Here is a 12,283-nt window from a genome sequence, read left to right as displayed (position 1 = left end):
CACCTGGTTTTGGGGAGGAGGAGGCATCAGTGCAAAGAGGGGTTGATGAACCTCTGGGAAACGACTGTAATGGGGTTGCCTGAATTTCCCAACCCCGCGCTGTTGCGCTTTGCACTCCGGCTCCATGACCTCCACCCCCATTGATCTTCGGCGTCACAGGTGTGCCCGCGCTGCCTTGTCACCCTATCCTGCTGGCCTGATTGGGTTCCTTCTCTGGTCCCTGGTGGGCAGCCTCGCCACGCAGGTGCAGGCGGCGGCGGAGGCCTATCAGCTCGCGTATTCCACGTATCTCGGGGGGGCGGTGCGCTGGGATCAGGCTCGGGATGTCTGTGTGGATGCGGCCGGCAATGCCTATGTCACCGGCGGAACGACGTCGGTGGATTTCCCTACCACGCCTGGTGCTTATGACCGCACGTACAACCGGGGCGGCAAAGATATCGGGAGTGGGGGGCATTGCGATGTGTTCGTCAGCAAGTTTGATCCCGAGGGGAAGCTGCTGTGGTCCACCTATCTCGGCGGGCCGAACTATGATCGCGGTTACGGCATCAAGGTGGATGCTGCCGGGTTTGTCTATGTGTGTGGCCGGGCAGGGCCGGGGTTTCCGGTTACAGGAGGCGCGTTCCAGCCCACCTTTCGCGGGGTTGATGCGGGCATCTACGGGATGAACAATGGCTTTGTCGCGAAGTTGAAGCCGGATGGATCGGGCCTGGTCTGGGCAAGCTATGTGGGAGTGGGGTCGTTGTGCCGTGATTTTGATCTCGATGCGCAGGGGAACGTCTTCACACATCTCGCCTATGAGAGTGCTCCAGGCACCGGTGCGCAGGAGCTGCCTGCCGCGTGGTTCGCCAATACCTTCCAGCCGACGAGGCGGGGTGGCCGGGACAACGGAGTGATCAAGATCGCGGCGGATGGTGCTTTCGTGTTGTGGGCCACCTGGCTGGGCGGGAGCGAAGACGAGCAAAAGGAGGCCTGCGTGCGGGTAGACGCCGAAGGTCGACCCTGCCTGTTGTTTTGGACGAAGTCTGCGGACATGGTCACGACACCCGGTGCGTATGATCGCAAGTACCACGGCGGGCAGGACGCCTACCTGGTGAAGGTCAGCGCAAATGGTCGTTCCCTGGAGTGGGCCACGTACTTCGGCGGAGCGGGGGATTCCGGAGGTTGCAGCACGCACAATCTAGCGCTCGACGCTGCGGGTAACGCGGTGATCAGCCAGCACACTACGGCTGATGATCTGCCCGTCACGGCGGGCGCATTTCAGACCCAGTACGGTGGTGGCAAGGTGGACGCGCTGGTGGCACGCTTTGACGCGGTGGGCAATCTCGTCGCCAGCACGCTGCTCGGGGGTGTTGGAGAGGAAGGGTTCGATGGCATTGGCGTTGATCGTGACGGGCGGGTTTTTGTCACGGGGCAGTCGAATTCGGACAATTTCCAATGCACCGCCGATGCCTTCCAAGCGATGCCTGGCGGGGACAATGACGCCGTGCTCGTCCTGCTTGAGCCGGATCTCCGTCGCCTGGCATACTCCACGCGTATGGGCGGGGCCAAGTGGGACTATGGGCGCTCCGGTTGTCTGGGACCGAATGGTGATCTGTATGTCACTGGTTCCTGCTCGGGTGAAGGCTGGCCGATACGGAAGGCGTGGCAGGCCAGTTTTGCGGGCGGGGTGGGGAGCTGCTACGAAGGCGGCTGTGGCGCGGGGGATGTGGTGTTGGCGAGATTCGCAAGATGGGGGCCGCCGCCGTGAGGCAAGTGGCCATGCCCACCGCTGTGATGGGGTGGGTGTGAGGTGGCTGGGTGGGCCATGTGATTGATGCTGTCTTGCGAAGAGACCGACGCTGTGCTTGTAGTCGGAGTTGTCGTTGAAACTGAAACCGTATCCGTCCCCTTTGCTGTTCAAACCGTGAGCCGTGCCATCAAAATTGTCGCTGCCATCGAGGCCTGTAAGGGCCTGGTGGTGCTGCTTGCGGCGACGGCGATCCTGTCTCTCGTGCACAAGGATGTGCATGCGCTCGCGCTTTCGCTGGTGGAGCACTTGCACCTCAACCCCGCATCGAAGTACCCGCAGATTTTCGTCCTGGCGGCAGATGATCTCAAAAACGTCCGGCTGTTGCTACTGGCCACGGGCGCGGTGGGTTATTCGGCGCTACGCTTTGTGGAAGCGTACGGCCTGTTGCGGGAGAAGACCTGGGCGGAGATCCTGGCGGCGGGGAGTGGGGCGATCTATGTGCCATTTGAGATCCTGGCCCTGATGCGGAAGCCCTCGGCCTTTCACTGGAGTTTGCTGGTGGTGAACCTCGTGGTGGTCGCGGTCATGGTGCATGCCCTGGTGCGGAGGGGGCGGGGGAGGGGGCGAGGTGCGGTTTAACCACAGAGGCACAGAGGAGTGATGGAGTGATGGAGTGATGGAGTGATGGAGTGATGGAGTGATGAGCGCGGTTGTCTCATGAACCCGGAAGGTACGGCTGCGGCAGAGGTTGCTGGGTGGGCGCGGTTGGGTTGGAGCTTGGAGGCGGGTCGGGTAGGTTGCTCTCGACGAGCTAAAGCTCTGGACTGCTTTGAACAGCCGCGGGCCGGCAAAGTAGTGCACGGCTTTAGCCGGTTCAGTCGCGCGGATCCTGACGTCCAATGGGTGGGAGAAGGTTCTAGTGAACCGCTAAGTTGTTCGTCGTTCAAGCCTCAGCTTGCCTCGGGCGCGGTGGCGACTTCAGCTGTGGTGATATGGAAGGCAGGGTGTCCCGCTGGCTGAAATGCCATGGCAATGTGTTTCCATTTGGGCAGCGACCAAAAAAACGCAGGTGCTAAAGCGGTGTTGATTTTTGCCTGCGCATTTGCGAAACATCGTAGCTTGAACGCAGCGATATACAGCGTATGAGCGGAAACGAACCCATTTTCATTGCGGAGGCCGCCGTAGCCCGGGGCGGAGATGGACCACCGCAGGAGTTTGTCGTGTTCATGGTGGTTTGGGGTTTGCTCGGGTTGGGCAGCTTTCTGTTCTTCCACTTTAACCGAAGCGCTGCGCTCAAACGGCAGATTTGGCCAGCGTTTAACGTAGGCATCGGCCTCATCTTCGGCGCGTTCGTTTACTTCATCATGGGGCGCGCGCAGCCGCAGGTGCTCTATCTAATGGTCCCCGCGGTCATCTTTGTCTCATTCCTCAACATTCGAACGACGCGCTTCTGCGACTCGTGTGGCAAGACCTTGTACCGTCAACCCATCTTCTCGCAGAAACGGTTCTGTCCTCACTGTGGATCCGAACTCCATTGAGCAAGGTCGCATCTGGCCTGACGCTGCAGTGAGCGGCCGGCATGCGCTGTGTTTGACGGTTGTGGGGAATTCGACTCGCGACGACGTGCTCCGCGCTTGCGGTCCGGTGGTTGCTGGGATGGAGCATCGTGCGTGACAGGAGAGAGGTCAAACAAAGGAGAGCCCCATGACATCAATGAAGGCCATTTTTCGTGATCAACGAGGGGAGGAGTCTATCATCATCCACTCAACTGGATCAGCGCTTATGACGACCATTCGGGGCATTGAGTGTTCTGGCTGGGGATTCGATGCACTTACGCCAGCCATTGCCACGGATCTGTTTCATTTGTCGCTCGGGGACATCTGCGGATGCACTTTCAACATTCTGATGCCAGTTCGGCTCCAAGCTCCAGACGGGCTCCGGCAGGCCGATCTTCAGGCGGAGGTTGTTTTGGGCCTGCCTGTGGAGCGGGGCGGCCTGGATCGTGAAGACATTGAAGTGAGCCTTCATCAACCGGAGTTTTCAATTCGTTCGACAGGGGTTTCTGGGCTGTTCGAGGAAGAGTTGCGCTCACTCACTGAGCAGCTGCCTGCGGGCTTTTCACTTGAGTGCTGCATCACCTGTGGACTCAGCGACTACAGTCCCGCTGGTCAAGGGGCCTTTGGTTGCCTGGCTTGCTTCAGAGATGTGGCTGACGAGTATCGTCTTGTGAAGTCGAAAGCTGACATTTTCAGGATCTGGAAACGAAAAACAGATGATGTCCAGGAGACACACTATTGCCCTCACTATGAATCGCGCCCGAAAGGCAGAGGTTACCGAGGTTGACTACGCAGTTCATGGAACGACAAATGGCTTCAGGGGAAGCGGTGGAGGCATGCCATTTCCCAGGATCACTGTTCCGATTGTAATCGGTTGTTTGACGCTGAAACGAAACCCATGCGCGTAGAACGATACAAAGATCAGAAAAACCGCTGGCCTGCTTCAGGGCGGCACATTCTTGCCCAATACGACGACGAGAACATCATCGTTTACCAGGCTTACCGCCCCTCAATCGGGCGCTACGCGGCTGAGCTTCAGGTCTTCGGGGGAGAGTTCAGCTTTTCGCGCATGAGCTGGATCAAGCCGAATTTTCTTTGGATGATGTATCGCTCTGGGTGGGGAACCAAGGAAGGTCAGGAGGTTGTCCTCGCGATTACCCTGCCCCGCACCTTGTTTGATGAGATGCTGGCCGTGGCAGTACCTTCGACGTTCACAAGCGCCCTTTATCCCGATCAGGAGTCCTGGAAGAAGGCGGTAGAAGCATCGAATGTACGTCTTCAATGGGATCCTGATCACAGTCCTACGGGTGCAGCGGAAGAGAGGCGGGCGATTCAGCTGGGGTTGCGGGGTGATATGCTTCGTCGATACGGCAGGGATGACGTGGTGGCCATTGAGGACATCAGCGAGTTCGTTGCGGCACAGAGGGCTATGGCACTGAGCAGATCCGACGAGCTGATGATCCCTTCCGAGGAAGTTTACTATCCCAAGCGCGAGGATGCCTGGCGGAGCGTGGGGCTTCAGTCAACCAAGCTTGAACAAGCGGGTGGGGAGGATGTTTGACTAGCTCTCATTCGAACAAGGGACGGGCCACAGGGTGTGACTGAGGTCAGGGGCAGGCGTCGCGATGGGCCTACCGCTCCGCGGTAGGGATCACTCCAGTGAACCACCATAGGCAGTCCTCGCTACACTCGGCCGGCCTATGGCTATTCATGGTGAACCCTCCGGGTTCGGCTATGGCGGTGGTTGCTGGGTGGGGCGTGGTGCCCTGCAAGATGGGAGGCGATGTGAGGGGGGGATGTTTTCGAATCGCATCCGACACCTGGCGACGTCCCGACGCGTCGGGATGGAGTGCGTGCGGGAACCGCGGCTTTGGCGGAGTTTGTGAGTTTTAAAGAACGGAGAATGGGCGCAGGGGATCAAGTCGGGCCGGGCGGAGGATGAGGAGTTGTATCGAATTTGTCTCACGCCGCCGGGCTCCGCCAGACGTAACCGGCAGGTAGGCTGCCACCTTCATCCCCTGTCTGTCTCTCGTCATGGCTCCCTTGATCGCACTCATCGTTGTCACCGCGCTTGCCCGGCTCGCTGGAGCGTTGAAGCTGGACCGGGGCTGGTTTCAGACCCTGCCTGCGGCCTTGTGCGCCGGGGTGGCGGCGTTGTTTCTTCTCACTGGCGGGGCGCATTTCATCGGCCTGCGGGAGGATCTCATGCGCATGGTGCCGCCGGCCTTTGGCAATCCGGGATTTTGGGTCACCTTCACCGGAGTGGCGGAGATCGCGGGGGCCATTGGCATCTTCATCCCGGCGATGCGGCGCGTGGCCGCGGTGGGGCTGATCCTGCTGCTGCTGGCGGTGTTCCCGGCCAACTACTACGCGGCCCAGCATCATCTGATGATTGGTGGTGAACCTGCCACGCCGCTGCTGCAGCGCACCTTGGAGCAGATCTTTTTCCTGGCTGCGGTGGCCTGGGCGGGATTTGGGAGGAAGTAGGTTATGGGTTGGGCGGGGGCGAAGTGACTGAACGCTCACTGCTTGCAAATTGGTGTCGGCATCGGATGGTGATGCTCCTTCATGGCTTGACGTCAGCGGTCGGTAGTCTTTCTTGGGGGACACTCGATTTGCAATGATCACCGTCGGTAGCGTCCCTCGAGAGGAAGCCTGCAAGTGGTTCGATTTTCTCTCGCCTGAATATCGGGGCAGAAGGACTGCGATTGGAGACCTCACCCTTGGCATTCCCGAGTTTGTGTTCTGGATCTACCCTGACGGGAAACTGCACGATGCCAGACGGAGTCATCGCTCATGCCCGCCCCCAGGATTCGAGGACATCCTGGATGACGAACCGGACTATGGCGGCTTTCTTCGGGGCCGCGTGGTCCGCCACCTGGACCATCAGTTGATCGCCGTCTATTGCCGGGAGGAGACTCTGGCTGCATCGGGGCCGGCAGTCAGCCAGCTTCTGGATGGTCTGGAGCAGATGCCGATGCCCATCGAGGATGATGCGCTTGTGATCTCAGACAACGCTGACATCTATGGAACGGTGCGTGACCTGCGGGATCGCCATTGGGAATCTTTGTCCGACAAGCATGGTGATCAAGGCTGATTTTTCCAGCATGCCCGCGAAGTGGGTGTAGGTTCATTCCATGCAATGGTTCAAGCGAGTCGCCATCGCGGTGCTTCCTGTACTGCTGGCTGCATGCCAAAGTGCGCCGGTGGCAGACTATGCCGCACTTTTGCCGGCATCGAAGCCTGTCCCCAGGGATGAATGGAAGGGGAGCATTGTGCATTCTGGTTTCTCGGCGAACCCGCTCGTCATTAATGGTGACAGCTATGAGCAATGCCAGTTCAAGCTGCCGGAGACGGTTCGAACGATCGTGCTTCCCAAGGGAACCTCAGTCTATCGGCATGGAATGTCCTCAGTTGATTTGCAGGTTAAGAAGTCGCTGAGCTGGATGGGGCACCCAGACACGAAAACATCGATTGATGATGAGCGCTCCAAGATGGGGGTCTCCATCGAGATGACCGGCGGTAAGTTGCAAATTTGCCCGTACGGCACGTGGGACTCATTTGAGGGCGGAGCCTATCTGAACCTCATTGCCGGCATTCCAGATGGAGTCAAATTTCGCTACGACAAGGGTGAAGCCACCGCTCCCGCAGAGTGGGTGAAGTTGCCGCTGCTCCCGTCCATGAAATCGGACTACGTGCGGCATCAAAAAACAGCGGTGTCGGCGACATCAAGAAATGCTGACCCGGCCAGTGACGCAGCAGGCGAATCGGCGTCACTTGATCGCTGACGTGCGGCAAACAATTGATCAAGATCTGGAACTGCCGCTTGATCTGGATCCAGAGGATGATCGCGTCTTCATGGCGGCCGAAACGCAGGGCACCGGGGCCACACTCTGGGAGCGATACGGTAGAGAGTCGTATTCCTGTTTGAGACTCTACCATGCAGCCCGACATTCCATTGCCACGGGGGCAGCCATCGTATTCACTCGAATGTCAAACGACGATCAAGTGAGAGCATCTTCGCCTTGAGGCTTTGATATCGCGGGATTTCCAAGTGCTACTCGCCGTCCGTTCCGGCATCCCTCCGGGACGCAAAAGGGTTGGGGCACGAAATCCGGTGGTTGTCACCACCGACTAAGGTCCAGCGTCCCTCCGGGACGGACAGGGTGCGAGGATCAAAAGTGACTTTAGTGATCGTGGGCGGGCAAGCTCGTCGTCACATTAGCCTGTTGGTGGGCCGTAGCAGGTCATCGCGGGCACAACCTCCGCTTGGAATTCGGTTGCCACAAAATGCCGATCAATCCTGTGGACGAGATGGATTCGCGAATTCATGATGATGCTGGAACAACATGAGGTGGAACAGGTGAGTTCATTTATCTCGTTTGACGAAAAAGGGTTCTGGACGACATCCGGCCTGTGTGAGTCCGTAGCTGACTACTTCCTGCTCTCAGTACAGGTCTTCCATCCGGAGCATTTCACGAAACTTGCTGAGTTGAGCCACACTTGCTGGCGTTGGACTGGATGCTGTCCTGGACTGGAAAGCGTGTTGGAGATTGTCAACGACAAGGCGGTGTTGTTGGATTTGCTGACACCGCGAGAAGCGTTGCTCACGCATGTGACTGACAATGAGACCTGGAAACAGAACCTCACCTATGCACTTTTGCTTTGTCAAAGCGCGCTGACAGGCCAGCTTGAGACCACTGCTGATCACCCTGATGCTTACCTTGAAAAGCTGAAAAGCCGGATCAGCGTTTCCATCCAATGACTTTCCTGTCGCGCTTCGCATGCATTGATTTTTGCGTTAACGGGAACCATTCATGGGGTGAGAGCTGACGCTAGTTGATGACTTCATACGATGAGCCTGATTGCACCAGTCTTCCCCGCCATCATAGTGCGTCGAGATGGGAGCCTTGAGCTGCTGTTGTCAATCGACTGCTGGCGCGACGATGTGGATCAATGGTATTGGGGCGATCAAGGTGACTTCTTAATCGATTCCAAAGGCATCAGGTTCGAACAGGATGGTACGTGGATCGATCAGCGTCCCATAGCCATCCCGGAATGGAGGTGCTCCGAGGCGCTGCCGTTTTCGGTCCTCGCTGAGCTTGCTGCTGCTTCACCGGATCCCGGGTTGGTCGGCTCGGAACTGGCTGGGCTGCGTACAGTAGATTCCCTTGTCGCCTACTTGCACAGTCGCCTGACGCAGTAGCGGGATTGGAGCTGTTGGGTGCGCTGCAATGCACCTGGATTGGTGCTGTGTATCTGAGGTCGATGTCATGGGACGTTTGCAGCGAACCGGGACAAGAATGTCCCTCGCTCTTTTTGGTGAGCGAGGGCGGGCAAGGTAGTAGGCGGCTTTAGCCGGTTCAGTCGCGTGGCTCTTGAGGTGGGCCGGAGGGTGAACATTGCAGGGACGTTCTATGACGCCGCGCTTTCAGCCCTCAGGTTCTTCCTGGGACCCTTGTTCCCAGGGCGCTGCCCTGGGCTGGTATGAGGCCGGGCCGTTGGCCCTTGTGAAATGAATTGTTGCGGCCTCTATGGGCTGAATTTGCCTGCGCTTTCGGAGACCGCCTGTATCGTGTTGGGCTGACACACGCGATCTATTCTGCTATGAAAACGGAGAAGGAAAAGATGCTGGCTGGAGAGTTGTACGATGCCGTGGATCCTGAGCTTTCCCGGGAACGGCAGCGCTGTCGGGATCTCTTCAAGCGCTTCAATGATCACGGGAGGATGAACCGGAGGAGCGGCGGCGTCTTCTTGATGCGTTGCTCGGCTATCCGAACGACGCGTGGATCCAGCCTCCCTTTTACTGCGACTACGGCTACAACATCGTGCTGGGCAGCAAGGTGTTCTTCAATTTCAACTGCGTGGTGCTGGATGTGATGCCGGTGACCATCGGCAGCAATGTGCTCTTTGGGCCGGCGGTGCAGATCTATACCGCGACGCATCCGCTTAGCGCCATGGAGCGCCGCACCTGGCGGGAGGCGGCGAAGCCGGTGACCATCGGCTCGGACGTCTGGGTGGGAGGTGGCGCCATCATTTGCCCCGGCGTGACGATTGGCGACCGGACGGTGATCGGTGCTGGGAGCGTGGTCACGCGGTCGATTCCCTCTGATGTCGTTGCTGCGGGAAATCCGTGCCGGGTGATTCGACGGTTGACGGAGTAGCTGGGGCACATCCTAAGTATGAATGTAATCGGCGCAGCTTCTGCATCCATCGTCCTTTTTGGGGTGGTGGCGGTTCCCTCGATCTTTCTCATCGTGCCCGCGTGGATCACTCTCTTCCCACCTTCTTATGGAAAGCCTGATTGGCCTGAAATCATCCCTGGCATGGTCTTGGGGGCAGGGATCGGAATTTACGCCGGGATCCGTTTTTTTCGATGGTTGAGATCGATCTAGGACGTGGAGCCGGTGAATAAGAAGCCAAGCTGAACAGGGCGTGGAATGGCTAGATCAGGTGCTGTGGAGCCCTGTGATGCGTTCGTAACCTTTTGTGCTCGCAGGTGGGCGGACTGGAATCTAACTTGCACCCAAAACCACTCATGAAGATCCCACCCCGACGAGACGGTCCACCCAAGAACCTCGCGCAGTCTGGTGAGTCGCCGGTTCAGTTCGTGAATGCCTGGGTGATACGTGGCAGAGTGATCTCGTGCTCCCGGTGTCACGGAGTTACATTCTTCAAAAAGAAGATCATGATGAACACCAGGGGGCTCACCTTTCTGGAGATGGAATGGCTTAATGAAGAAGCCTCGGCTCTGATTTGCGACAACTGCACCGGCATCGAGCGGTTTGCCGAGGAGCTGCATCAAGAACCCGTCCCTGCAGCGTCCCTGTTACCCCAACAAGACTAGTTCACTCACTCATGCAAAAGGCCGAACGTTTCACCATCCGGCACACTGGGACCGTTCGTGACCCATTCGGTGCTTATGAATACGATATCTTGGACGGAGCTGTCGTGATTGCCTGCTACTGGCACGACTATCGAGGTGAGGACCACGGCATCCGTTTTGCAGACGGCTCTGATGAAGTCTTGCCTGGGCGGAGAAGCGACTTTGTCCAGGGCGGTGGTCCCGAGCCGCTGGCGTTGTCTGCGGTCGCCGACAAATGGCTCGTTGCGCGATCCTCACGGTGGTTTCATCGGAATCCGTGCGAACGTTGAACTCGCTTCAGCCGCCACCCGCCATGAAGGTCGTTGCAAGTTTGTTTCCACCTGGTGCGAACCAGGATGTCATCAGGGCGGTCCGGGCCGTGCTTCCGGCTGCGGTGCCCGACGACTACTTCGAGTTCCTGGCTCGATCTGATGGAGGCGAGGTGGGATTTGATGAGGATGATCCGGCTTGGTTCGACTGCCTTCAACTCTACTCTTCCTCAGAGATGTTGAGTCTGAGGTCGGTGTTTGAGGAGTTGTGGCCGACGTTCGTCGTCATTGGATCCGATGGTGGCACGCAGCATCTGGCCTATGACATGACGGCGGGTGAGCCCTGGCCGTTGGTGATGCACCTTCCTGGATCCGGATCCACCCGGGTCGCAGCCACGATGACAGAGCTGGCGGAGCGTTATTTCCGACCGGTTGGGGAGGTGATTGCGTAACGGGGGTGGGTGACGCGATGGGCCTACCGCTGCGCGGTAGTGAGTGCTCGGGCGGATACCATAGGCAGTCCTCGCTACACTCGGCCGGCCTATGGCTATTCATGGTGAACCCTCCGGGTTCGGGGGTCGGAGGGCTGGGGGGAGTTGCTGGGTGGTCGTGCTCATTCGACGGACGCAGGGCGCACTCTGCTCGTGTATCAAGGTTCAAGGAAGTCACAAGGGGAGCGAAAGCGGCGATTCTCGCCGCACTCCACAGATGCTACGCATCCAGGTGGAGGGGGCGATGGGTGATTGGGCGGTCGAATTGGCCTCCGGGGTGGGAGTGAAGGGGAACTGAGTATTGTCGGAGGCTGGGGACGTCGGCTTTAGCGGGTGCAGGTGGCGATTCTTTGACCTTGGGCGTGTATCTTGCCCCGGATTCGCGGATTGACCTTTCTGGAACAACCTGATTGGCTGGATGAGAATGTTGCACCCTCGCGTTATGACGTACGATCAGTGGTTGGCTTTGAATGAATCCGAGCGCGATGCGTTGCACCATCAGCAATGGCACGTCTATGAGAGGGAAGGATACGTGATTGCCATGACGGCTGCGGTCCGACTCGCAGAGGCATGTGGCCTGAAGGTCTCGCATCTTGAAGTTGGGACCTTTCATGGTGGGGAGTACGTACTGCACCTGTCTGTGCCTGACGAGAACTGCCGGGCACTTCCCAAGCTTCTCGAGCAGAGGTTCGAAGGCTTTCGGGTGGCTTGGCTCCCGATCAGCCGTTTTATGATGAGTCCCTCGGAGGCTGGGGACCTCACAGGTATCTGGCGACATGAGGATGATGATGCGGACGTGGAGTTTGCCTTTGACGTCTCTTCTCAGCCTCCAGCGGTCTCAGGACATTGTTTGTCAGATGGGGAGCCGTTGGTGATCTCGAATGTGGTGGGCAACGATACGGTCTTGCTGTTCTCATCCACCGTTCCGTCGACAGGCCATTTTGCCCGCCACAGTTTCCGTTTGATGGATGCTGAAACCTGCACTCAGGAGATAACCCTGACGGAGACGTGGAAGCGGGTGGTGGCTGAAGCAGACGGAAGAGCTTGACGACGCGGGTCTCACTCTGCTCCTGTGTCAAGGTTGCAGGAAGTTGCAAGGGGCGCGAAAGCGGCGATTCTCGCCGCACTCCACAGATGCTTCGCATCCAGGTGGAGGGGCGCTGGGTGATTGGGCGGTCGAATTGGCCTTCGGGGTGGGAGGGACGCACGTTGAATGACGCCGGGCTTTCAGCCCTCAGATTTTTTTGTTCCCCAGTTCCCAGGGCGTTGCCCTGGGCTGGTATGACGCCGGGCCGTTGGCCCTCATGAGGTGGGATGGGTTCCAGGTTTGAGGTGCCTGGTTGCCCAGGCTCGTTCTCGAGCGGACGTGCTGA

The 12,283-nt window shown here is 58.5% G+C and carries 14 protein-coding genes and 1 pseudogene; all 15 read left to right on the top strand.

The features are described 5' to 3' along the window. Window positions 1-124: 124 nt before the first annotated feature. The gene (locus tag BV034_RS29015; RefSeq protein WP_050030437.1) at window positions 125-1,747 is read left to right on the top strand and encodes an SBBP repeat-containing protein; all 1,623 of its coding nucleotides are present in this window, start codon (window positions 125-127) and stop codon (window positions 1,745-1,747) included. 156 nt (window positions 1,748-1,903) lie between these two features. Next, on the top strand, window positions 1,904-2,368 hold the full coding sequence (locus tag BV034_RS29010; RefSeq protein ID WP_050030436.1) for a DUF2127 domain-containing protein: 465 nt from the start codon (window positions 1,904-1,906) through the stop codon (window positions 2,366-2,368). 503 nt (window positions 2,369-2,871) lie between these two features. Next, window positions 2,872-3,267, top strand: coding sequence for a hypothetical protein (locus tag BV034_RS29005; protein WP_050030435.1), 396 nt, complete (start codon window positions 2,872-2,874; stop codon window positions 3,265-3,267). Between the two features lie 175 nt (window positions 3,268-3,442). After that, window positions 3,443-4,072, top strand: a complete 630-nt coding sequence (locus tag BV034_RS29000; protein ID WP_265593590.1) for a DUF6304 family protein — start codon at window positions 3,443-3,445, stop codon at window positions 4,070-4,072. A gap of 111 nt (window positions 4,073-4,183) precedes the next feature. After that, entirely contained in the window at window positions 4,184-4,846 is a 663-nt protein-coding gene (locus tag BV034_RS28995) for a DUF4291 domain-containing protein (RefSeq protein ID WP_050030433.1), read from the top strand. A 473-nt stretch (window positions 4,847-5,319) separates the two neighbouring features. Next, a complete protein-coding gene (locus BV034_RS28990) occupies window positions 5,320-5,772 on the top strand; it encodes a DoxX family protein (RefSeq protein ID WP_050030432.1) in 453 nt (150 codons plus the stop codon). A gap of 133 nt (window positions 5,773-5,905) precedes the next feature. Next, window positions 5,906-6,382 carry a hypothetical protein gene (locus BV034_RS28985; RefSeq protein WP_050030431.1) on the top strand — a complete coding sequence of 159 codons (477 nt, stop codon included), beginning with the start codon at window positions 5,906-5,908 and terminating at the stop codon, window positions 6,380-6,382. Between the two features lie 40 nt (window positions 6,383-6,422). Continuing rightward, entirely contained in the window at window positions 6,423-7,073 is a 651-nt protein-coding gene (locus BV034_RS28980) for a hypothetical protein (RefSeq protein WP_050030430.1), read from the top strand. 542 nt (window positions 7,074-7,615) lie between these two features. Further along, window positions 7,616-8,050 (top strand): hypothetical protein, encoded by a 435-nt coding sequence (locus BV034_RS28975; RefSeq protein ID WP_265593588.1) that lies wholly within the window; start codon window positions 7,616-7,618, stop codon window positions 8,048-8,050. A 90-nt stretch (window positions 8,051-8,140) separates the two neighbouring features. Then, window positions 8,141-8,491, top strand: a complete 351-nt coding sequence (locus tag BV034_RS28970) for a hypothetical protein (RefSeq protein ID WP_050030428.1) — start codon at window positions 8,141-8,143, stop codon at window positions 8,489-8,491. Between the two features lie 401 nt (window positions 8,492-8,892). Next, window positions 8,893-9,449, top strand: a pseudogene (locus BV034_RS28965) (sugar O-acetyltransferase). Window positions 9,450-9,823: 374 nt separating this feature from the next. Further along, window positions 9,824-10,132, top strand: a complete 309-nt coding sequence (locus BV034_RS28955) for a hypothetical protein (RefSeq protein WP_050030426.1) — start codon at window positions 9,824-9,826, stop codon at window positions 10,130-10,132. Between the two features lie 11 nt (window positions 10,133-10,143). Continuing rightward, window positions 10,144-10,440 (top strand): hypothetical protein, encoded by a 297-nt coding sequence (locus tag BV034_RS35265; RefSeq protein ID WP_265593587.1) that lies wholly within the window; start codon window positions 10,144-10,146, stop codon window positions 10,438-10,440. Window positions 10,441-10,463: 23 nt separating this feature from the next. Further along, complete coding sequence (locus tag BV034_RS28950) at window positions 10,464-10,871, top strand: SMI1/KNR4 family protein (protein WP_050030425.1); 408 nt, start codon at window positions 10,464-10,466, stop codon at window positions 10,869-10,871. Between the two features lie 481 nt (window positions 10,872-11,352). Next, a complete protein-coding gene (locus BV034_RS28945; protein ID WP_050030424.1) occupies window positions 11,353-11,958 on the top strand; it encodes a hypothetical protein in 606 nt (201 codons plus the stop codon). Window positions 11,959-12,283 lie beyond the last annotated feature (325 nt).

The organism is Verrucomicrobium sp. BvORR034, from assembly GCF_000739635.1.
Classification (GTDB): domain Bacteria; phylum Verrucomicrobiota; class Verrucomicrobiia; order Verrucomicrobiales; family Verrucomicrobiaceae; genus Verrucomicrobium.
Note: the sequence above shows the minus strand (reverse complement) of the source record. Positions and strands in the feature narration are given on the sequence as shown.